The following is a 21,801-nucleotide window of genomic DNA, read 5'->3' on the forward strand; positions in this document are numbered from 1 at the left end:
GAGTGCGCCATCCGCAGACGGCGCAGGAGGTATTAGCTGAACAGCGAGTAGAAAATAGCGGAGATGGCAATCAGACCCATCACAACAACGAACACGTTGCTGATATGGCCGCTGTATTTACGCATCGCTGGCACTTTCTGAATCGCGTACATCGGCATCAGGAACAGAATCATCGCGATAATCGGGCCGCCCAGGGTTTCAATCATGCCCAGAATGCTTGGGTTCAGGGTGGCTACCGCCCAGGTGGTCACCAGCATGAACAGCGCGGTGATTTTGTTCAGACGGTTGATTTCAATGCTCTTGCCTTTACCGCGCAGAGATTTAATCACCATACCGTTGAAGCCTTCACGTGCGCCCAGGTAGTGGCCCAGGAAGGATTTGGTGATGGCGATAATCGCGATGATCGGTGCCATCCACGCAATCAGCGGTGCGTTAAAGTGGTTTGCCAGGTAGGACAGAATAGAGATGTTCTGCTCTTTCGCCGCCGCCAGATCCGCCGGGGAAAGGCTCAGCACGCAGCTGAACACGAAGAACATAACTGTCAGTACCATCATGATGTGTGCGCGAGCCAGGATGCTGGAGCACTTCTTCTCTGCACCATTGCCGTACTCTTCACGCTTCGCCACCGCGAAGGAGGAGATGATTGGCGAGTGGTTGAAGGAGAACACCATTACCGGGATCGCCAGCCACAGGGTCAGTAGCAGGCCGTTACCGGTTGCGGATGCGCTGCTCAGAGACAGAGTTTCCAGCGCAGCGCCGTTCCACTGTGGGATCAGGTACAGCGCCAGCACCATCAGGGCTGCAACAAACGGGAATACCAGCACGCTCATCGCTTTGACAATCATCTGCTCGCCAAAGCGCACGATGGTCATCATACCGACGATCAGGATCAGGGACAGGATCGCACGCGGCGGCGGGGTCATCTGCAGCTGGTGCATCATGAAGCTTTCAACGGTGTTGGTGATAGCGACGCTATACACCAGCAGAATCGGGTAAATCGCGAAGAAGTAGAGCAGGGTAATCAGCTTACCTGCGCCGACGCCGAAGTGTTCTTCAACGACTTCAGTAATGTCTTCGCCCGGGTTTTTACCGGACAGCACGAAGCGGGTCAGGCCGCGGTGTGCAAAGAAGGTCATCGGAAAGGCGATGATGGCCATGATGATCAGCGGGATCAGACCGCCGACACCTGCGTTGATAGGAAGGAACAGTACACCAGCGCCGATTGCCGTGCCGTACAGGCCAAGCATCCACATGGTATCCGTTTTGCGCCAACCGCTTCGGGATTCAATCGAAGCAACGGTGCTGGTTTGAGTGGTTTCCATCTGTATCTCCTGGAGGAAGCAAATTGTCAGGTTTTTAGTCAAATCCGATGAAAAAGTGCCTGACGGTAATATGAAATTCGTTCAGTGACGGTTTTTTAATAATTTTTGCCCGTAACTATTGGCGGGCGGAAAGATACATTCTCGTTATGAATCTATCAGTGATCGCGATCCCAAATGCAATAATCCACTTATGATGTGGGCATATTTAGACCATTTATCTGTTAAAAAAACATCAAAGAGGATTTACGGGCGCGAAGGCTACCATTAACGACATGTTTTCGAAAAGGCTGACCCGCGAGATAGGTGTCTTTCGCTGTAAAGAAATAGGATTTTAGGATTTTCTGGCAGGTAATTTCGATTAAGGCTGATTATTTACGGTTTCAAAAACGAGGTAATCGTTTGCGCGGGCGCCAGATTTGTTAATAACATTGAAGATCGCTATGAATTACATCACTAATAAAAAAGCCGGATGACAATCCGGCTTGAGAGGAGGGAAAGGACGCTTTATTTGATGATTTCGTAACAGGGAATATAGGCAGAACCCGGAAGTTTCATGCGGTGCTGAGCCACAAAGCCCTGCAGCATGTCATCCATGCGGCGCATCATCTCCGGGTCACCGTGGATTTTATACGGCCCGAACTCCTCAATCGCGCGGATCCCCACCTCCTTCACGTTCCCCGCCACGATGCCAGAGAAGGCGCGACGCAGGTCAGCTGCCAGTACTTCCACCGGCTGATCCGGATAGAGTTTGAGGTTCGCCATGTTCTCATGCGACGGCTCGAAGGGGATCTGGAGATCCGGTGCGATACGGATGGACCAGTTAAAGCTGTAGGCATCCCCGGTATCACGACGGTTCTCTTTCACCAGCGGCATCGCTTTTTTCATCTGACGGGCCACTTCTGCGGCATCGTCAATAATAATGCGGTAGTGACGGCGCGCGTCTTCCCCCAGCGTATGCACGATAAACTCGTCCAGCACGCGGAAGTAGTCGGCGCTCTCTTTCGGGCCGGTCAGGATCAGCGGCAGAACCTGATTTTTGTTGGCCGGGTTCATCAGGATCCCGAGCAGATAAAGCAGTTCTTCCGCCGTACCTACGCCGCCCGGGAAGATGATAATGCCGTGCGCGATACGGACAAACGCCTCAAGACGTTTTTCGATATCCGGCATAATAATCAGTTCGTTAACCAGCGGGTTAGGCGGCTCAGCGGCGATGATTGACGGCTCGGTCATGCCGATAAAACGGCCTTCTTTATAGCGTTGCTGCGCGTGTCCTACTGCCGCGCCTTTCATCGGCGCTTCCATCGCGCCAGGACCGCAGCCGGTACAGATGTTCAGCTCGCGCAGGCCGAGCTGATTACCCACGCGGCGGGCGTACAGGTATTCGGTTTCGTTAATGGAGTGACCACCCCAGCAGACGACCATGTTCGGCGCTTCGCCAACGTGCAGGGCGCGGGCGTTACGCAGAATGGAGAAAACCAGGTTGGTGATATGAACGGAGCTTTCCAGATCGAGATGCTGGAAACGACCGGCGTTGCTGATCTGTCCGTTAACAAACAGGATGTCGCGCAGCACGGCAAAAAGGTTGGCCTGAAGTGAGCGAATAATACGCCCATCGACAAACGCCTCTTCCGGCGGGTTGATCACTTCCAGCTTCACCCCGCGCTCGCGGCGCAGCACATTGATATCAAAACTTTCGAAGCGGGACAGCAGCTCTTTACTGTTGTCGGTCAGGCTTCCGGAGTTCAGTACAGCAAGTGAACAGTTACGAAACAGTTGATACAGGTCGCTACTGGCGGTGCGTTTAAGCATGTCCACTTCCAGTTGCGACAACATATCCATAGAGCCAAGCGGGCTAATATGTGTAATCAAGTGAGCTCCTTATGGGACGATTATCGTCTTTCCCTGTTGATTACAATAGCCCTGGCTTATGACGTTTCACAACACTTCGGGCGGAATACCGCCCGCATATTGTGAAAATATTTATCTTACTGGCGCACCAGCCGTCCGGTGGCAGGCACAAAATCGGTATTGGTGCGCCATGGGTTAATGTCCAGGCCGCCGCGACGGGTATAGCGGGCATAAACGCTCAGCTTTTCGGGCTGGCAGAAACGCTGGATGTCATTGAAGATGCGTTCCACGCACTGCTCGTGGAATTCGTTGTGATGACGGAATGACACCAGGTAACGAAGCAGCTTTTCCCGGTCAATCTGCGGGCCGCGATACTGGATCTGTACCGAGCCCCAGTCCGGCTGATGGGTGATAAGGCAGTTGGATTTCAGCAGATGGCTTACCAGCGTTTCGTCGACCACTTTTCCGCCCGCCGCGTTTTCCAGATAGTCGGTGCTAAATTCGTAGCTCTCCACATCAATGTCCTGATCGTCGATGCAGGTGCCGTGGAAATGGGCGATGGGCTGACCTTCCAGCTCATGCAGACGGTATAACGAGACGGTTACGTTCCCCTGCGCGCACGCGCTTAAATCACGTTCAAGCGTCTGTTGTACCTCGTCCCAGCTGTTAAATTTGGTCTGGTTAAAGCTGTTGAGATAGAGCTTAAAGCTCTTGGATTCGACCAGGTTTACGCTGGCGTAATCCAGCTCGACATGGCCCACGGCCACCTGCGGCAGACCGCGCGCATTCAGCCAGGAGAGTTCGTACAGCGTCCAGATGTCGCCGCCGACGAACGGCAGCGCGTCGGCATGAAGGCCAAGCGGATCGCGGTTCAGGCTGCGCGGCACACCCTGAAGCAGGCTTGCGTCGTAGGTGTCGCGGTAATCGGTCGATTTACCCAGCGTTAAGCCCGTTAACGCCTGATGATTTTCGTAAGACATGTTTCATAGCCACTTTACAGGTACACTTAGGGGCTGAGTTTATCCTGTCTTACAAGAAGAGAGAAATCGGTGGATATCGAAACTGCAAATGCCCTGACGTCCTTCACGACCCGCTATTGCGATGCCTGGCATGAAAAGCGGGGGACGTGGCCGCAAAGTACTGACTTATATGGCGTGCCGTCACCGTGCATTATCGCTTCGCAGGATGATTACGTTATCTGGCAACCGAAACCGTTCACGGGCGAGCAGAATGTAAATGCGGTTGAACGCGCAATGGACATTGTGATACAACCTGCGCTTCATGCAATTTATACCACGCAGTTTGCCGGGGATATGACTGCATGTTTTGCAGGACAGCCGCTGACGCTGCTGCAAACCTGGAGCGAAGACGATCTTCAACGCGTTCAGGAAAACCTCATTGGTCACCTGGTCACGCAAAAACGCCTTAAGCTTTCCCCGACTCTCTTTATTGCGACGCTCGACAGTGAACTGGACGTCATTTCAGTCTGCAACCTGTCTGGCGAGGTCATTAAAGAGACGCTCGGCACCCGCAATCGCGACGTTCTCGCGCCTTCTCTTGCGGATTTTCTTACCCGACTTGAGCCGCTTCTGTAATCCATGATGCTACTGGACGTGTGAGAGATCTCTTACACGCACTGTAAGACATCGCCGAAACAATTAGCTTTGTCTTAGGGATTTCAGATTAATATTAACTTCCCTTTCAACAGGTTAGCGATTTCCTGAAACGATTATCCCCGTTTCGCCAAGCTTACCTTGCTCACAGGGTGGGTTGTAAGAAGAGGCAGAATAGCGGATTCTATCTGTGTCGACAGGATGCCGACGCGAGAAACGAACATCAGGATGATGGCGTTTCTCACCAGGAACACGTCAGGACGACGCCGCAGGAAGGCTTCAGGATGAAGCAAAGTGGATCACGCAGGATGCGTAAGGGACACCTCCAGGAAGGAGAACGTGAGCCGGTCAGGATGGTCGGTGGGTCAGGATGGCCAGGACGTTTCAGGACGAAACCTACACGTCAGGATGATGTGAGCAGGAAGCAAAAGGTAAAGGGATGACCAGGCCTTCGGGCATCAGGAAAAGTTGTCACGGATGAGCAGGGAGCACGTATTGTAGCTGGAATGCTGCGAAACGAACCGGGAGCACTGTTTTTACAGTGCTCCCTTTTTTTATTTCTGTCTTCCGCAATGCTATGCTTCGCGCCATTCCGTTTTTCAGTTGAGGTTACTATGACGCATCACGATAGCGTTCGTGCGCAGTTGCACGCCATCGAAGCCCTTATGCGCCAGCATCAGCTGTGGCAGGAAAGTGCGCCGCAGCCAGACGCGTTCGCCAGCACCCAGCCGTTTTGTCTGGATACGCTGTCTCCATTCGAATGGCTCCAGTGGGTATTAATTCCGCGCATGCACGCGCTGCTGGAAGGGGGACACGCGTTGCCCCAGGCGTTTGCCGTCTCTCCCTATTACGAAATGGCGCTGGAGGCGACTCACCCGGCGCGCGACGTTATGTTGGTTGAGCTGGAAAAGCTGGATACGCTTTTCGCCGGTGACGATGCATGACGCTTGAGATCCTGTATCAGGATGAGTGGCTGGTGGCGGTGAATAAACCGTCCGGCTGGCTGGTACACCGAAGCTGGCTCGATCGCGATGAGAAAGTGGTTGTTATGCAAACCGTGCGCGACCAAATCGGTCAGCACGTCTTTACTGCCCACCGTCTGGATCGGCCAACCTCTGGCGTTCTCCTGATGGGACTTTCCAGTGAGGCCGGGCGCCTGCTGTCGCAGCAGTTTGAACAGCACCAGATCCAGAAGCGCTACCACGCCATTGTGCGCGGCTGGCTGACGGATTCCGCCACGCTGGATTATCCGCTGGTGGAGGAACTGGATAAAATCGCCGATAAATTTGCCCGCGAAGATAAAGGTCCGCAGCCTGCGGTGACCGACTATCGCGGTATGGCGACCACAGAACTGCCGGTGGCGACCAGCAAATTTCCCACTACGCGATACAGTCTGGTTGAGCTTTTGCCCAAAACCGGGCGCAAGCACCAGCTTCGCCGCCACCTTGCACATCTGCGCCACCCAATTATCGGCGACAGCAAGCACGGCGATCTGCGGCAGAACCGCAGCGCGGCAGAGCACTTTGGCTGTAACCGACTGATGCTGCACGCCAGCGAGCTAAGCCTGACGCACCCGTTTACCGGCGAACCGCTGACTATTCGCGCGGGGCTGGACGAGGTCTGGATGCAGGCGCTGTCACAGTTTGGCTGGCTGGGACAACTCCCCGAAAATGAAAGGGTTGAGTTTGCCGCAGGCAACGTTCAGGATGAACAGCAAGCGCAATAATTACGGGAGCAAAGCATGGCTGAAGTAGGTATTTTTGTCGGCACGATGTACGGCAACTCGCTGCTGGTTGCGGAGGAAGCAGAAGCAATCCTCGTCAATCAGGGCCATAAAGCAACGGTCTATGAAGACCCGGAGCTGGCAGACTGGGAAAAGTATAAAGATAAATACATTCTGGTGGTGACCTCCACCACCGGGCAGGGCGATCTCCCGGACAGCATCGTCCCGCTTTTCCAGGGCATTAAAGACCAGCTTGGCTATCAGCCAGATGTTCACTATGGCATCATCGCCCTCGGCGATAGCTCTTACGCCAATTTCTGCGGCGGCGGTAAGCAGTTCGACGCGCTGTTGCAGGAACAGCACGCTCAGCGGGTCGGCGAGATGTTACTGATTGATGCTGGCGAGCACCCCGAACCGGAAAGCGAGTCAAATCCCTGGGTTGAACATTGGGCCACGCTCCTGAACTAACCCTGTACTATACGAGCTATATGCCGGGTAGGGCGTAGCCGCCACCCGGCAACGAAGCTGCACCATATCCTCAATTCCGTGAAGTATCTTCCACCACTTTGGGCTTATGCCCCAAACCACGTTCCCCACGCCCGTCAATGTTGTGTTCCTGCACGGTGAGAGAACCGGTCACTCCTTCATATACTTTTCCCGTCACTATAAAACGGCTTCGGGCCGTACCAAAACCAAACACAAATCTCTCATTCTGATTACCCTACAGGTGCTGTACAGAATGAACCAGGCGAAAGCTATGTTTCAGGAGTGCAACAATGAGTACATTAAGCCACGCGGCGAGCAGCGCTGAGAAGCGCACCAACGCCCGATACTGGATAGTGGTGATGCTGTTTATCGTCACCTCTTTCAACTACGGCGACCGTGCCACGTTATCCATTGCCGGCTCTGAGATGGCAAAGGACATCGGACTTGATCCGGTGGGTATGGGTTATGTTTTCTCCGCATTTTCATGGGCCTACGTAATCGGCCAAATCCCTGGCGGCTGGCTGCTGGACCGCTTTGGCTCAAAACGGGTCTATTTCTGGTCCATTTTCATCTGGTCGATGTTTACCCTGTTACAGGGCTTCGTGGATATCTTCAGCGGCTTCGGCATTATCATTGCGCTCTTTACCCTCCGCTTCCTGGTGGGTTTAGCGGAAGCGCCATCTTTCCCGGGCAACAGCCGCATTGTGGCCGCCTGGTTCCCGGCGCAGGAGAGGGGAACGGCGGTAGCAATCTTTAACTCGGCGCAATACTTTGCGACGGTTATTTTCGCGCCAATTATGGGCTGGCTGACGCACGAAGTGGGCTGGTCGCACGTCTTCTTCTTCATGGGCGGGCTGGGGATCGTCATCAGCTTTATCTGGCTGAAAGTGATCCACGAACCAAACCAGCACCCGGGCGTGAACAAGAAAGAGCTGGACTACATTGCTGAAGGCGGGGCGCTGATCAACATGGATCAGAAAACCCAGAAAGCAAAAGTCCCGTTCAGCCAGAAATGGGGGCAGATCAAACAGCTTGTCGGCTCACGGATGATGATCGGTATCTATCTCGGCCAGTACTGCATTAACGCCTTAACCTACTTCTTCATCACCTGGTTCCCGGTTTACCTGGTGCAGGCGCGCGGGATGTCGATTCTGAAGGCGGGTTTTGTCGCCTCTGTGCCAGCCATCTGCGGCTTCGTGGGCGGGGTGCTCGGCGGGGTCATCTCCGACTGGCTGATGCGTCGCACCGGTTCGCTGAATATTGCGCGTAAAACGCCAATCGTGCTTGGCATGCTGCTCTCCATGACCATGGTGTTCTGTAACTACGTCAGCGCGGAGTGGATGATTATCGGCTTTATGGCGATGGCCTTCTTCGGTAAAGGCATCGGCGCGCTGGGCTGGGCGGTGATGGCAGATACCGCGCCGAAAGAGATCAGCGGCCTGAGCGGCGGTCTGTTCAACATGTTTGGCAACATTTCCGGCATTGTCACCCCAATCGCTATCGGTTACATCGTCGGCACCACCGGCTCCTTCAATGGTGCGCTGATTTATGTAGGCGTCCATGCGCTGGTGGCGGTACTCAGTTACCTGGTGCTGGTGGGTGACATCAAACGAATCGAACTGAAACCTGTTGGGGAGCGCGGATGATGACAACGCAATCAAGCCCGATCGTGACGGAGATGAAAGTCATCCCGGTGGCGGGTCAGGACAGCATGCTGCTCAACATTGGCGGCGCGCATAACGCCTGGTTCACCCGCAACATCGTGGTGCTGACCGACAGCGCAGGGAATACCGGCGTCGGGGAAGCGCCTGGCGGAGAGGTGATTTACCAGACGCTGGTCGACGCCATCCCGCAGGTGGTTGGGCAGGAGGTTGCCCGCCTGAACAAGGTGGTTCAGCGGGTGCATAAGGGCAACCAGTCGGCTGATTTTGATACCTTCGGCAAAGGCGCCTGGACGTTTGAACTGCGCGTTAATGCGGTGGCGGCGCTGGAGGCGGCTCTCCTTGATTTACTGGGCAAGGCGCTGAATGTGCCGGTCTGCGAACTGCTGGGGCCAGGCAAACAGCGTGATGCGGTAACGGTGCTGGGCTATCTGTTCTACGTTGGCGACCGGACGAAAACCGATCTGCCGTATCTGGAACGCTCGCCGGGCAGCCACGCGTGGTATCACCTGCGTCATCAGGAAGCGCTCTCTGGCGAGGCGGTGGTACGCCTGGCAGAGGCGGCGCAGGATCGCTACGGCTTTAAAGACTTCAAGCTGAAAGGCGGCGTTCTGCCGGGCGAACAGGAGATTGACAGCGTGCGCGCGTTGAAAAAACGCTTCCCGGAGGCACGCATCACCGTCGATCCGAACGGCGCCTGGCGGCTGGATGAAGCTATCGCGCTGTGCAAAGGACTGGGCGACGTGCTGACCTACGCGGAAGATCCGTGCGGCGCCGAGCAGGGCTTTTCTGGTCGCGAGGTGATGGCCGAATTCCGCCGCGCTACCGGGCTGCCGGTTGCGACCAACATGATCGCCACTAACTGGCGCGAAATGGGCCACGCGGTGATGCTGAATGCGGTGGACATACCGCTGGCTGATCCGCACTTCTGGACCCTTTCCGGCGCGGTGCGCGTGGCGCAGCTGTGCGATGACTGGGGGCTCACCTGGGGCTGCCACTCCAATAACCATTTCGACATTTCGCTGGCGATGTTTACCCACGTTGGCGCGGCGGCGCCGGGTAACCCGACCGCCATCGATACGCACTGGATCTGGCAGGAAGGCGAAGCGCGCCTGACCAAAAATCCACTTGAAATCAAAAACGGCACCATTGCCGTACCGGATGCGCCGGGGCTGGGCGTGGAGCTTGACTGGGATCAGATCCACAAGGCGCATGAAGCGTATAAAAAACTGCCGGGCGGCGCGCGCAACGACGCAGGCCCGATGCAGTACCTTATCCCCGGCTGGACATTTGACCGTAAGCGCCCTGTATTTGGACGTCACTGATAAAAGGATCGAACGATGAGCACATTTTCTACCCCTGTAGTCACCTCCATGCAGATCATTCCTGTCGCGGGACATGACAGCATGCTGATGAACCTGAGCGGCGCCCATGCGCCGTTCTTCACCCGTAATATTGTGGTGATCAAGGACAACTCAGGGCATACCGGTGTCGGTGAAATCCCGGGCGGGGAGAAGATCCATAAAACGCTGGAGGACGCCATTCCGCTGGTGGTAGGTAAAACGCTGGGCGAGTACAAAAATGTGCTGACCAGCGTGCGTACGACCTTTGCCGATCGTGATGCGGGTGGCCGTGGTCTGCAAACGTTTGATCTGCGTACCACTATCCACGTGGTCACGGGCATTGAAGCCGCGATGCTGGATCTGTTAGGCCAGCATCTGGGCGTCAATGTCGCCTCCCTGCTGGGCGACGGCCAACAGCGCAGCGAAGTGGAAATGCTCGGCTACCTGTTCTTTATCGGCAACCGCAAACTCACCCCGCTGCCGTACCAGAGCCAGCCGGACGAAAAATGCGACTGGTATCGTGTGCGTCACGATGAAGCGATGACCCCGGATGCGGTGGTGCGCCTGGCTGAAGCCGCGTATGAAAAATATGGCTTTAATGACTTCAAGCTGAAAGGCGGCGTACTGGCGGGTGAAGAAGAAGCTGAGGCGATTGCCGCGCTGGCGAAGCGCTTCCCGCAGGCGCGCGTCACGCTGGATCCGAACGGTGCCTGGTCGCTTGAAGAGGCGATCAAAATTGGTAAGCAGCTCAAAGGCGTGCTGGCCTACGCGGAAGATCCGTGCGGCGCAGAGCAGGGGTTCTCTGGACGTGAAGTGATGGCGGAGTTCCGTCGCGCCACCGGGCTGCCAACCGCCACCAACATGATCGCGACCGACTGGCGCCAGATGGGGCACACGCTCTCGCTGCAATCGGTGGATATTCCGCTGGCAGACCCGCACTTCTGGACGATGCAGGGCTCGGTTCGCGTGGCGCAGATGTGCCATGAGTTCGGCCTGACCTGGGGCTCGCACTCCAACAACCACTTCGACATCTCGCTGGCGATGTTCACCCACGTAGCGGCTGCTGCGCCGGGCAACATTACCGCTATCGACACCCACTGGATCTGGCAGGAGGGCAATCAGCGCCTGACTAAACAGCCGTTTGAGATCAAGGGGGGGATGGTGCAGGTTCCAGCTACGCCGGGGCTGGGCGTTGAACTGGATATGGATCAGGTCATGAAAGCGCACGAGCTTTACCAGAAACACGGGCTGGGCGCACGTGATGATGCGCTGGCGATGCAGTACCTGATCCCAGAGTGGTCATTCGACAATAAACGTCCGTGCATGGTACGATAAGCCAACTGGGACCGCTCCCATGGGCGGTCCCTTACGTGGTGTATGCTTAACGTAACTAACATGCGTAAGGATGGCTTATGAAAATTGTTATCGCTCCGGACTCGTATAAGGAAAGCTTGAGCGCGCTGGAGGTGGCGACAGCGATAGAGGTCGGTTTTCGCGAAATTTTCCCCTCAGCGGAGTACGTCAAATTACCGGTTGCCGATGGCGGCGAAGGGACGGTGGAAGCGATGGTGGCAGCCACCCATGGGCGTCTTGTCCATGTTCCCGTTACCGGGCCTTTGGGAGAACACGTGGAAGGGTTTTTCGGGTTATCCGGAGACGGGAAAAGCGCGTTTATCGAGATGGCGGCCGCGAGCGGTCTGGAGCTTGTTGCTCCTGCAAAGCGTAACCCGTTAATCACCACCTCGTGGGGGACCGGGGAACTGATCCGTCATGCGCTGGATGCGGGCGTTAAGCATATCATTATTGGCATTGGAGGCAGCGCGACCAATGACGGTGGCGCAGGCATGGTGCAGGCGCTGGGCGTAAAACTGCTGGATGCGAAAGCACAGCCCGTTGGGCCGGGCGGCGGCGAACTGGCAAGCCTTGCGCATATCGATCTTAGTGGGCTGGATGAGCGGCTGGCAGACTGTCGAATTGAAGTGGCCTGCGATGTGACCAACCCCCTGATCGGCGAGACTGGCGCTTCTGCGGTATTCGGTCCGCAGAAAGGGGCGACGCCGGAGATGGTCAGGACGCTGGACAACGCGCTTGCGCATTACGCAAACATTATCGCCAGGGATCTGGACATTGACGTCTTAAACCTGGCGGGGGGCGGAGCAGCTGGCGGAATGGGGGCGGCGCTGTATGCATTTTGCGGGGCACAGCTTCGTCGGGGGATTGAGATTGTCACCGATGCCCTGCATCTCGATGAACAGGTCGCGGACGCCGATCTGGTGATCACGGGCGAAGGGCGTATCGACAGCCAGACGATCCACGGCAAAGTGCCCGTTGGCGTGGCGAGAGTCGCGAAACGCTATAACAAACCGGTTATCGGCATTGCCGGCAGCCTGACGGCGGATGTTGGCGTGGTGCACGAGCACGGACTGGATGCGGTATTCAGCGTGATTTACACCATCTGCTCGCTGGAGGATGCGCTGGAAAATGCGCAACAGAATGTACAGATGGCCGCAAGGAATATTGCGGCGGCCATAAAGGTGGGGCAGGGGATGTCGCGTTAACGTTCGTGCTCCTGTAGGCCCGGTAAGCGAAGCGCCACCGGGCTTTTTCTTAGCTTCCCAGCACCTTCATCGCTTCCCGCGTCACGTTGTCCATCTCGTCCAGCAGCTCCAGAAACTCCGGCTCAAGATCGGATTCTGGCGTACCCGCGCGGAGCTGCTGTTCAAGCAGTTGGCAGAGATTTTTCAACCGCGGCACGCCGCTGTAGCCGCAGCTACCGTGCAGTTTATGGATGGCCTCCAGCAGCCCTTCAGGGTTTTCGCCCACCAGCTGTTCTTCAACCTTGTTACGGATCTCAGGCAGGAAGTCCACCAGCATTTGCAGCATATCGCGGGCCAGATCGGCTTTGCCTGCTGCCTGGCGCAGCGCCAGTTGCCAGTCAAACGTGGCATTCTGGTTAACGCTGATTTCCGGCGATTCAGCTGAAATGGTGTACGTCCCGCCAATGTGCCCCGGTTTGTAGCGCAGCAGCAGGCTGTGCAGCTTCTCTTCATCAATCGGTTTCGCCAGATAATCGTTCATGCCCGCACCCAGCAGTTTCTCTTTTTGTCCCGCCATCGCGTGCGCCGTCACGGCAATCACCGGCGTCTGCTGCTGGTGCGGAAGCTGACGAATTAATTCGCAGGCGCGGATGCCATCCATGCCCGGCATCTGAATATCCATCAGGATCAGGTCAAACTGCATCTGTTTGGCTTGTTCTACGGCTTCGGCGCCGCTGGTACACAGCTCAACGTGCTGAACCTGATCCTCAAGCAGCACGCCAATCAGCTTAAGGTTTGCCGGGTTATCATCCACGGCCATCACCGTCATCGGCAGCTTATGTTCGTCGTTTTCCAGCGGCAGGGACTGATGCGTCAGACGGCAATATTCGGTCAACGCAGGTAACAGCCGTGTGGCGGTGAGGGGTTTCAGCAGACATGCCGCCGCCCCGTCGTTTTTAAGCTCTTCGGCGTTGATTTGGGCGTGGCACGGCAGAGCCAGCAGCAGGTAGTCCGTCATTGAGGCCGCCTTCGCCAGCCGTTCCTGCTGCATGGTCAGTTCTCCGGTAAACGTCACCGGAATCCCCAGCAAAAGAATATCGTAATGATCGTTCGCCAGCGCGGAGAAGGTCGGGCTGTAGACCACCTTCAGCGGCGTGCTGCTTAATACATCCAGCGTACACTGCGCCGCGGCGGCGTTCGGTTCCACATAGGCCAGACGCATCCCTTTCAGGCAGTCGGTGACCGGACCGTCGGTTTGCACGTTCGGATTAAGATCAAGATTGATATGGAACCAGAAGGTCGAGCCCCGGTTAGGCTGGCTGTGGAAGGAGATATCGCCTCCCATCTCTTTCACCAGCTTTTGGGTGATCACCAGACCCAGGCCCGTTCCGCCGTGACGACGGGAAATGCTCGCATCGGCCTGGCGGAACGCCTGGAACAGACGCGACTGATCGCGCTCCGGAATGCCGATGCCGGTATCCCGGATCTGAACTTCAATCTGGACCTTATTATTACTGAGCGCCCTTTTTTCGACCAGAATGTCGATGTTGCCGCTCTCGGTGAACTTAATCGCGTTGCCCACCAGATTGGTGATGACCTGTTGCAGGCGCAGCGGGTCGCCAATGACGTTATCCGGTACGTCATTTTTGATATTGAGCGTCAGTTCCAGCCCCTTATCATGCGAGGAGTGGGCGAGAAGCGTGACCACGTCATCCAGTGTGCTGCGCAGCGGGAAGGGGATACTCTCCAGAATCAGCTTGCCCGCTTCCAGCTTCGAGAAGTCCAGTACGTCGTTAATAATGGTCAGCAGGTTGTTGGCTGAGCGTTCAATGGTATGCAGGTGGTCACGCTGGGTCGGGTTGAGCTCGCTTTTGAGCGTCAGACGGGTGAAGCCAATCACCCCGTTCAGCGGCGTGCGCAGCTCATGTGACATGTTTGCCAGGAACTCAGACTTAATACGGGCCGCCTCCTGAGCGCGTTTTTTCGCCAGATCCAGCTCCACGTTCTGGATCTCCATCTGCTCCAGCGTTTCGCGCAGGTCAGAGGTGGCCTGGTCAACGTTGTGCTGCATCTCTTCGTGATAAGCCGCCAGCGACATCGCCATTGAGTTGATGCCGTTTTTCAGCATATCCAGCTCGCCGAGCATGAAGCCTTCCACGCGGCTGTCCAGCTGACCCCGGCGGATCCGGTCAACGGTATTCACCATGTTACGGATAGGCCCCGTGACGTCGCGCATCAGCCGCCAGCCGAAGATCAACGCGATGCCGATACAGAACAGCATCATCACGCCGGAGATGAATATTTCTTTGTACTGCTGGAGCCGCACCGACTTGAGATCCAGCTCCAGCGCCACATATCCCAGCATATTATTGCTGGACTTCGCATCGGACTGGGCGGATTCGTCGGGTGAATAGCTTTCTGAGATAATCGGCGTGCGCAGGATCATGATATCGCCGCGCCGCAGGACCGTGAGATGACGCGGGAAAGGGGTACCTTCCGGGATTTTCAGCGACGTGGGATCCAGATGGAAATTCGAGGTGACGAAAAGACGGTTATGCTCATCGTAAACGGAAATGGCGCGCACAATCTCTGAATGACGGCGGTGCAGCACGCTGATTAACTGACCAATGGATTCACGGTTTTGCAGGTTCATACCGTACTCGCTGGAGACGGCCAGCGGTTCGATAATGCTGGCCCCGGCATCTTCAAGCTGTCTCTGCAAATCGTTATAGCGATGCACCACAAAGAAAATGCTCAGCAGCAAACCGATGAGAACGGTAGGAGCGAGGATCAAAATCATCATGCGCGCGCGCAGGCTGTAGTTGGTCATGGAGTTCCGTTATGGGACAATCAGGCTAATTATGTTTATTTGAGAACAATCTCGGCGATGGCGCAATTCTACTCTGCAAAACGACGCGTGACGACGCGTCAGATCATAACTGTTGAAGCCTCTGACCTCGATCCTTTTGGACAGGGGGTAGCGCGTCACAAGGGTAAGACACTGTTTATCACAGGTTTGCTGCCAGGAGAACGCGCAGATATTACGCTGACGGAAGACAAACGCCAGTATGCGCGCGGCCAGGTCAAGCGCCGTCTTAATGATAGCCCGGAGCGCGTGACGCCTCGCTGCCCCCATTTTGGCGTTTGCGGAGGCTGTCAGCAACAGCATGCCAGCACAGAATTACAGCAAAAAAGTAAAAGCAACGCGCTGGCCCGCCTGCTAAAACATGACGTCAGTGACATTGTCGCTGACCAGCCGTGGGGCTACCGTCGCCGCGCTCGCCTGAGTCTAAGCTACCAGCCAAAAACTGAACGGCTGGAGATGGGTTTTCGCAAAGCCAGCTCCAGCGATATCGTCTCCATCACGCAATGCCCTGTTTTGGTGCCCCAACTTGAGGCACTGCTCCCGGCCGTGCACCACTGTCTTGCATCGCTGGATGGTGTGCGTTCGCTGGGCCATGTCGAACTGGTGCTGGCAAACGGCGGCCCGCTGATGGTGCTGCGCCACACCGCACCGCTGTCCAGGGCAGATCGCGAAAAACTGGAACGCTTTTCGCATTCTCATGAGCTTGCGCTTTTCCTCGCGCCGCAAAGCGAGATACTTGAGCAGGTTAGCGGAGACGCGCCCTGGTATGCGTCAGACGGGCTACGCTTAACGTTTAGCCCGCGGGATTTTATCCAGGTCAATGACGGCGTGAACCAGCAGATGGTGGCGAACGCGCTGGCGTGGCTTGACGTCCAGCCCACCGATCGGGTGCTCGATCTGTTCTGCGGTATGGGTAACTTTACCCTGCCGCTGGCCCGCAAAGCCGCAAGCGTGGTCGGGGTGGAAGGCGTTGAGGCGTTGGTGGCGAAAGGCCAGGAGAACGCCCAACAGAACGGCTTGCAAAATGTGACATTCTTTCATCAAAATCTTGAGGATGATGTTACTCAGCAACCGTGGGCTAAGCAGGGCTTTGATAAGATCCTGCTCGATCCGGCGCGCGCAGGTGCGCCGGGCGTGATGCAGCATATAATTAAACTCGCGCCTGAACGCGTGGTCTATGTTTCCTGTAACCCGGCGACGCTGGCCCGTGACAGCGAAGCATTATTGAGCGGGGGTTACCAGATTCGGCGTCTGGCAATGCTGGACATGTTCCCGCACACTGGACATCTGGAATCAATGGTGTTGTTCGAGCACATCTAATGAGTTTGGCTTGTCGACTTCGACAGGCCCTTGTCCCTAAAGGAGAGGACGATGGTTGCGGTAAGAAGTGCACATTTAAATAAAGCTGGTGAGTTTGACCCTCAAAAATGGATCGCAAGTCTGGGGATTTCCAGCCAGCAGTCGTGTGAACGCTTAACCGAAACCTGGGCCTATTGTTTACGCACAACGCAGGGGCATCCGGACGCTGAACTGCTGTTGTGGCGCGGCGTGGAGATGGTTGAAATTCTCTCCATGCTTAACATGGATATCGAAACGCTACAGGCCGCGCTGCTGTTCCCACTGGCAGATGCTAACGTGGTGACGGAAGACGTGCTGCGTGAAAGCGTCGGCCAGTCCGTCGTGGCGCTCATCCACGGCGTGCGTGATATGGCCGCCATCCGTCAACTGAAAGCCGCGCAAACGGATTCTGTCTCTTCCGAGCAGGTGGATAACGTCCGCCGCATGCTGCTGGCGATGGTGGATGATTTTCGCTGCGTGGTTATCAAGCTGGCCGAACGGGTTGCCCATCTGCGCGAAGTGAAGGATGCCCCGGAAGACGAGCGCGTCCTGGCCGCCAAAGAGTGTACGAATATCTATGCGCCGCTGGCGAACCGTCTGGGTATCGGGCAACTGAAGTGGGAGCTGGAAGATTACTGCTTCCGCTATCTGCATCCGGCGGAATACAAACGCATTGCAAAATTGCTGCACGAACGCCGCATCGACCGCGAGCACTATATCGAGGAATTTGTCAGCGGGCTGCGCCAGTCGATGAAAGAGGAGAATGTGCGCGCCGAGGTCTACGGGCGTCCGAAGCACATCTACAGCATCTGGCGCAAAATGCAGAAGAAACATCTCGCTTTTGACGAGCTGTTTGACGTGCGCGCCGTGCGTATCGTGGCGGAGCGTCTCCAGGACTGCTACGCCGCGCTGGGGATAGTACATACTCACTTCCGCCATCTGCCGGATGAGTTCGATGACTACGTCGCGAACCCCAAACCGAATGGCTATCAGTCCATCCACACTGTGGTGCTCGGCCCCGGCGGCAAAACTGTGGAAATTCAGATCCGTACTAAACAGATGCACGAAGACGCCGAGCTGGGCGTCGCCGCGCACTGGAAGTACAAAGAAGGCACTTCCGGCGGCGCGCGCTCCGGTCACGAGGACCGTATCGCCTGGCTGCGTAAGCTGATTGCGTGGCAGGAGGAGATGGCCGACTCCGGCGAAATGCTCGACGAAGTGCGCAGTCAGGTCTTCGACGATCGCGTCTACGTCTTTACCCCGAAAGGGGATGTGGTTGATCTGCCGGCAGGCTCTACGCCGCTCGATTTCGCCTACCACATTCACAGCGACGTGGGGCACCGTTGCATCGGGGCGAAGATCGGCGGACGTATCGTACCGTTTACCTATCAGCTACAGATGGGTGACCAGATTGAAATCATCACCCAGAAGCAGCCAAACCCAAGCCGCGACTGGCTGAATCCAAACCTCGGTTACGTGACCACCAGCCGCGGGCGCTCTAAAATTCACGCCTGGTTCCGCAAGCAGGATCGTGACAAGAATATCCTTGCCGGTCGTCAGATCCTTGACGACGAGCTGGAGCATATCGGGATAAACCTGAAAGAGGCGGAGAAGTTCCTGCTGCCGCGCTACAACTTCAACGAGCTCGACGAACTGTTAGCGGCGATTGGCGGCGGCGATATCCGCCTGAACCAGATGGTGAACTTCCTGCAAGCGCAGTTCAACAAGCCAAGCGCGGCAGAGCAGGATGCGGCAGCGCTGAAACAGCTCCAGCAGAAAACCTACGCTCCGCAGCAGCGCAGCAAGGACAATGGCCGCGTGGTGGTTGAAGGGGTGGGTAACCTCATGCACCATATTGCCCGCTGCTGCCAGCCGATACCGGGTGACGATATTGTCGGCTTTATTACCCAGGGGCGCGGGATCTCAATTCACCGCTCCGACTGTGATCAGCTTGCTGAGCTGCAATCGCATGCGCCGGAACGTATCGTGGAAGCCGTCTGGGGTGAAAGCTACTCCGCTGGCTACTCGCTGGTGGTGCGCGTCACTGCCAACGACCGCAGTGGCCTGCTGCGCGACATCACCACGATTCTCGCCAACGAGAAGGTCAACGTGCTGGGCGTTGCCAGCCGCAGCGATACCCGCGAGCAGCTTGCCACCATCGATATGACCATCGAAATCTATAACCTGCAGGTGCTGGGCCGAGTGCTCGGTAAACTGAACCAGGTGCCGGATGTGATTGACGCGCGTCGTCTGCACGGCGGCTGAACATCCTCTTCTGTAGGCCGGGTAAGGCAACGCTGCCACCCGGCATTTTGACATCAGGACAGAACTATGACTCAAATCGACCGCCTGCTTGGCATCATGAAACGCCTGCGCGACCCGGAAAACGGCTGCCCGTGGGATAAAGAGCAGACTTTCGCCACCATTGCGCCTTACACGCTGGAAGAGACCTACGAAGTGCTGGACGCGATTTCGCGCGAAGATTTCGACGACCTGCGCGGTGAGCTGGGCGACCTGCTGTTCCAGGTGGTGTTCTACGCACAGATGGCGCAGGAAGAGGGGCGCTTTAACTTTGACGACATCTGCGCCGCTATCAGCGACAAGCTGGAGCGCCGTCATCCGCATATCTTTGGCGATGCCTCCGCAGGCAACAGTGCGGAAGTGCTGGCGCGCTGGGAGCAGATCAAAAGCGCCGAACGCGCTGAAAAATCCCAGCACTCGGCGCTGGACGACATTCCCCTGAACCTTCCTGCGCTGATGCGCGCGCACAAAATTCAAAAGCGCTGCTCGGCGGTAGGGTTTGACTGGACCTCTCTCGGCCCGGTGCTGGAAAAAGTGCACGAAGAGATCGACGAAGTGATGCATGAAGCGCAGCAGGCCGTTGTGGATGAAGCAAAGCTGGAAGAGGAGATGGGCGATCTGCTGTTCGCGACCGTCAACCTTTCTCGCCACCTCGGTGTAAAAGCGGAAACCGCCCTGCAAAAAGCGAACATTAAATTCGAACGTCGCTTCCGCGAGGTTGAGCGCATTGTGGCCTCGCGCGGCCTGGAAATGAGCGGCATTGACCTCGAGGCGATGGAAGAAGTCTGGCAGGAAGTAAAACGCCAGGAACATGATCTCTAACGAAATTTTGCGATCAAGCGCAATTTGTGTGATTTTTTAAATGACAAGCGCTTGATTTGTGTCAAAAACATTTACCCAAAAGGGGCTATTTTCTCACTCCTTATGTTTGTCATGGCCTGGGAAGGAGACGGAGAATGAAAGTTTGTGGCGCTCGTCGTGTTCGGGTATACTACTTTCCCGTCCTGGTTATTCCATCGTTTCACCCTAACTTCTCAGGTTCAGCATGACAACGAACTATATTTTTGTGACCGGCGGGGTCGTATCCTCTCTGGGTAAAGGCATTGCCGCAGCCTCCCTCGCAGCCATTCTTGAAGCCCGTGGCCTCAATGTGACCATGATGAAACTGGATCCGTACATCAACGTCGATCCAGGCACCATGAGCCCAACCCAACACGGGGAAGTGTTCGTTACTGAAGACGGCGCTGAAACCGATCTGGATCTTGGCCACTACGAGCGTTTCATCCGTACCAAAATGACCCGTCGTAACAACTTTACGACTGGCCGTATCTACTCTGACGTTCTGCGTAAAGAGCGCCGTGGTGACTACCTGGGCGCGACCGTGCAGGTCATCCCACACATCACTAACGCCATCAAAGAGCGTGTCCTTGCCGGTGGCGAAGGGCATGACGTTGTGCTGGTTGAAATCGGCGGTACCGTAGGGGATATCGAATCCCTGCCGTTCCTCGAAGCGATTCGTCAGCTGGCGGTAGATATTGGTCGTGAGAACGCGCTGTTCATGCACCTGACGCTGGTGCCTTACATGGCGGCAGCAGGTGAAGTGAAAACCAAACCGACTCAGCACTCTGTTAAAGAGCTGCTCTCCATCGGTATTCAGCCTGATATCCTGGTTTGCCGTTCCGATCGCGCGATTCCGGCGAACGAACGCGCGAAAATTGCATTGTTCTGTAACGTGCCTGAAAAAGCCGTTATTTCAATGAAAGACGTCGATTCCATTTATAAAATCCCGGGCCTGTTGAAATCACAGGGTCTGGACGATTATATTTGTAAACGATTCAGCTTGAACTGTCCGGAAGCTAACCTGTCTGAATGGGAGCAGGTGATCTACGAAGAAGCCAATCCGGGCGGCGAAGTGACTATCGGTATGGTCGGTAAGTATATTGAACTGCCGGATGCCTATAAGTCAGTTATCGAGGCGCTGAAGCACGGTGGTCTGAAGAATCGCGTCTCCGTCAACATCAAGCTGATTGATTCGCAGGATGTTGAAACGCGCGGCGTTGAAATTCTCAAAGATCTGGATGCGATTCTCATCCCTGGCGGCTTCGGCTACCGTGGTGTTGAAGGCAAGATCGCCACTGCACGCTATGCGCGTGAAAACAATATTCCATACCTCGGCATCTGCCTGGGTATGCAGGTTGCGCTGATTGAATTTGCGCGCAACGTAGCGGGAATGGAAAACGCGAACTCTACGGAATTTGTGCCAGACTGTAAGTACCCTGTCGTGGCGCTGATTACGGAATGGCGCGACGAAGACGGTAACGTCGAAGTCCGTACCGAGAAGAGCGATCTGGGTGGCACCATGCGTCTTGGCGCACAGGCCTGCCAGCTGTCAGACGATAGCGTGGTTCGCAAGCTGTACGGCGAGCCGGTGATTACCGAGCGCCATCGTCACCGCTATGAAGTCAACAACATGTTGTTGAAACAAATTGAAGCTGCAGGTCTGCGTGTTGCAGGCCGTTCCGGGGATGATCAGTTAGTCGAGATCATCGAAGTGCCAAACCATCCGTGGTTCGTGGCCTGCCAATTCCACCCGGAATTTACTTCAACGCCGCGTGACGGGCATCCGCTGTTTGCAGGCTTCGTGAAAGCCGCCAGCGAGTACCAGAAGCGTCAGGCGAAGTAAAAAAAGTTAGAACGGCAACGCGTACCCCTGGTACGCGTTGTTTGTCTGGAGTTTTAGTTTAACTTGTACTGAGGAAAATC

At 56.0% G+C, this 21,801-nt stretch carries 16 protein-coding genes; 12 read left to right on the forward strand and 4 right to left on the reverse strand.

Translation table 11 applies throughout. The features are described 5' to 3' along the window. Positions 1 to 32: 32 nt before the first annotated feature. From AC4OVS_RS04635 to queF, 3 genes are all read right to left on the reverse strand, one after another. Positions 33 to 1,322: an HAAAP family serine/threonine permease gene (locus AC4OVS_RS04635; RefSeq protein WP_022649218.1), complete on the reverse strand. Its 1,290-nt coding sequence runs from the start codon at positions 1,320 to 1,322 to the stop codon at positions 33 to 35. Positions 1,323 to 1,826: 504 nt separating this feature from the next. Beyond that, complete coding sequence (gene ppnN / locus AC4OVS_RS04640) at positions 1,827 to 3,191, reverse strand: nucleotide 5'-monophosphate nucleosidase PpnN (RefSeq protein WP_023298502.1); 1,365 nt, start codon at positions 3,189 to 3,191, stop codon at positions 1,827 to 1,829. A 116-nt stretch (positions 3,192 to 3,307) separates the two neighbouring features. Then, a complete protein-coding gene (gene queF / locus AC4OVS_RS04645) occupies positions 3,308 to 4,150 on the reverse strand; it encodes an NADPH-dependent 7-cyano-7-deazaguanine reductase QueF (RefSeq protein WP_023298501.1) in 843 nt (280 codons plus the stop codon). A gap of 69 nt (positions 4,151 to 4,219) precedes the next feature. On the opposite strand from queF, the gene syd reads away from it, so the two are divergent. The 8 genes from syd (at position 4,220) to AC4OVS_RS04685 (ending at position 12,554) form a co-directional block, all read left to right on the forward strand. After that, a complete protein-coding gene (gene syd, locus AC4OVS_RS04650) occupies positions 4,220 to 4,765 on the forward strand; it encodes a SecY-interacting protein (RefSeq protein ID WP_022649215.1) in 546 nt (181 codons plus the stop codon). Positions 4,766 to 5,397: 632 nt separating this feature from the next. Beyond that, positions 5,398 to 5,727 carry a YqcC family protein gene (locus tag AC4OVS_RS04655; protein WP_022649214.1) on the forward strand — a complete coding sequence of 110 codons (330 nt, stop codon included), beginning with the start codon at positions 5,398 to 5,400 and terminating at the stop codon, positions 5,725 to 5,727. Continuing rightward, entirely contained in the window at positions 5,724 to 6,509 is a 786-nt protein-coding gene (gene truC / locus AC4OVS_RS04660) for a tRNA pseudouridine(65) synthase TruC (RefSeq protein ID WP_023298500.1), read from the forward strand. The genes AC4OVS_RS04655 and truC overlap by 4 nt, the downstream gene beginning before the upstream one ends. Positions 6,510 to 6,524: 15 nt before the next feature. Continuing rightward, positions 6,525 to 6,974 carry a flavodoxin gene (locus AC4OVS_RS04665; RefSeq protein WP_022649212.1) on the forward strand — a complete coding sequence of 150 codons (450 nt, stop codon included), beginning with the start codon at positions 6,525 to 6,527 and terminating at the stop codon, positions 6,972 to 6,974. Between the two features lie 308 nt (positions 6,975 to 7,282). Further along, positions 7,283 to 8,638, forward strand: a complete 1,356-nt coding sequence (gudP, locus tag AC4OVS_RS04670) for a galactarate/glucarate/glycerate transporter GudP (protein WP_003862734.1) — start codon at positions 7,283 to 7,285, stop codon at positions 8,636 to 8,638. Then, the gene (locus AC4OVS_RS04675) at positions 8,638 to 9,978 is read left to right on the forward strand and encodes an enolase C-terminal domain-like protein (RefSeq protein ID WP_023298498.1); all 1,341 of its coding nucleotides are present in this window, start codon (positions 8,638 to 8,640) and stop codon (positions 9,976 to 9,978) included. The genes gudP and AC4OVS_RS04675 overlap by 1 nt, the downstream gene beginning before the upstream one ends. A gap of 15 nt (positions 9,979 to 9,993) precedes the next feature. Next, entirely contained in the window at positions 9,994 to 11,331 is a 1,338-nt protein-coding gene (gene gudD, locus AC4OVS_RS04680; RefSeq protein WP_491922208.1) for a glucarate dehydratase, read from the forward strand. 77 nt (positions 11,332 to 11,408) lie between these two features. Then, positions 11,409 to 12,554 (forward strand): glycerate kinase, encoded by a 1,146-nt coding sequence (locus AC4OVS_RS04685; RefSeq protein WP_022649207.1) that lies wholly within the window; start codon positions 11,409 to 11,411, stop codon positions 12,552 to 12,554. A 49-nt stretch (positions 12,555 to 12,603) separates the two neighbouring features. On the opposite strand, the gene barA is transcribed toward AC4OVS_RS04685, so the two are convergent. Continuing rightward, positions 12,604 to 15,363 carry a two-component sensor histidine kinase BarA gene (gene barA / locus AC4OVS_RS04690; protein ID WP_491922209.1) on the reverse strand — a complete coding sequence of 920 codons (2,760 nt, stop codon included), beginning with the start codon at positions 15,361 to 15,363 and terminating at the stop codon, positions 12,604 to 12,606. Positions 15,364 to 15,420: 57 nt separating this feature from the next. Between barA and rlmD the strand changes: the two genes are divergently transcribed. The 4 genes from rlmD (at position 15,421) to pyrG (ending at position 21,721) form a co-directional block, all read left to right on the forward strand. Continuing rightward, complete coding sequence (gene rlmD / locus AC4OVS_RS04695; protein ID WP_022649205.1) at positions 15,421 to 16,719, forward strand: 23S rRNA (uracil(1939)-C(5))-methyltransferase RlmD; 1,299 nt, start codon at positions 15,421 to 15,423, stop codon at positions 16,717 to 16,719. A 51-nt stretch (positions 16,720 to 16,770) separates the two neighbouring features. Continuing rightward, positions 16,771 to 19,002, forward strand: coding sequence for a GTP diphosphokinase (gene relA, locus AC4OVS_RS04700; protein ID WP_022649204.1), 2,232 nt, complete (start codon positions 16,771 to 16,773; stop codon positions 19,000 to 19,002). A gap of 66 nt (positions 19,003 to 19,068) precedes the next feature. Then, entirely contained in the window at positions 19,069 to 19,860 is a 792-nt protein-coding gene (mazG, locus tag AC4OVS_RS04705) for a nucleoside triphosphate pyrophosphohydrolase (protein WP_022649203.1), read from the forward strand. A 223-nt stretch (positions 19,861 to 20,083) separates the two neighbouring features. Then, the gene (pyrG, locus tag AC4OVS_RS04710) at positions 20,084 to 21,721 is read left to right on the forward strand and encodes a glutamine hydrolyzing CTP synthase (RefSeq protein WP_022649202.1); all 1,638 of its coding nucleotides are present in this window, start codon (positions 20,084 to 20,086) and stop codon (positions 21,719 to 21,721) included. Positions 21,722 to 21,801: the final 80 nt, after the last annotated feature.

The organism is Enterobacter sp. 4974935, assembly GCF_058661735.1.

Coding starts and splice junctions, on each gene's coding strand:
- AC4OVS_RS04635 (WP_022649218.1), bottom strand. CDS start 1,322: ATGGAAACCACTCAAACCAGCACCGTTGCTTCGATTGAATCCCGAAGC.
- queF (WP_023298501.1), bottom strand. CDS start 4,150: ATGTCTTACGAAAATCATCAGGCGTTAACGGGCTTAACGCTGGGTAAA.
- AC4OVS_RS04655 (WP_022649214.1), top strand. CDS start 5,398: ATGACGCATCACGATAGCGTTCGTGCGCAGTTGCACGCCATCGAAGCC.
- truC (WP_023298500.1), top strand. CDS start 5,724: ATGACGCTTGAGATCCTGTATCAGGATGAGTGGCTGGTGGCGGTGAAT.
- AC4OVS_RS04665 (WP_022649212.1), top strand. CDS start 6,525: ATGGCTGAAGTAGGTATTTTTGTCGGCACGATGTACGGCAACTCGCTG.
- gudP (WP_003862734.1), top strand. CDS start 7,283: ATGAGTACATTAAGCCACGCGGCGAGCAGCGCTGAGAAGCGCACCAAC.
- AC4OVS_RS04675 (WP_023298498.1), top strand. CDS start 8,638: ATGACAACGCAATCAAGCCCGATCGTGACGGAGATGAAAGTCATCCCG.
- gudD (WP_491922208.1), top strand. CDS start 9,994: ATGAGCACATTTTCTACCCCTGTAGTCACCTCCATGCAGATCATTCCT.
- AC4OVS_RS04685 (WP_022649207.1), top strand. CDS start 11,409: ATGAAAATTGTTATCGCTCCGGACTCGTATAAGGAAAGCTTGAGCGCG.
- barA (WP_491922209.1), bottom strand. CDS start 15,363: ATGACCAACTACAGCCTGCGCGCGCGCATGATGATTTTGATCCTCGCT.
- rlmD (WP_022649205.1), top strand. CDS start 15,421: ATGGCGCAATTCTACTCTGCAAAACGACGCGTGACGACGCGTCAGATC.
- relA (WP_022649204.1), top strand. CDS start 16,771: ATGGTTGCGGTAAGAAGTGCACATTTAAATAAAGCTGGTGAGTTTGAC.
- mazG (WP_022649203.1), top strand. CDS start 19,069: ATGACTCAAATCGACCGCCTGCTTGGCATCATGAAACGCCTGCGCGAC.
- pyrG (WP_022649202.1), top strand. CDS start 20,084: ATGACAACGAACTATATTTTTGTGACCGGCGGGGTCGTATCCTCTCTG.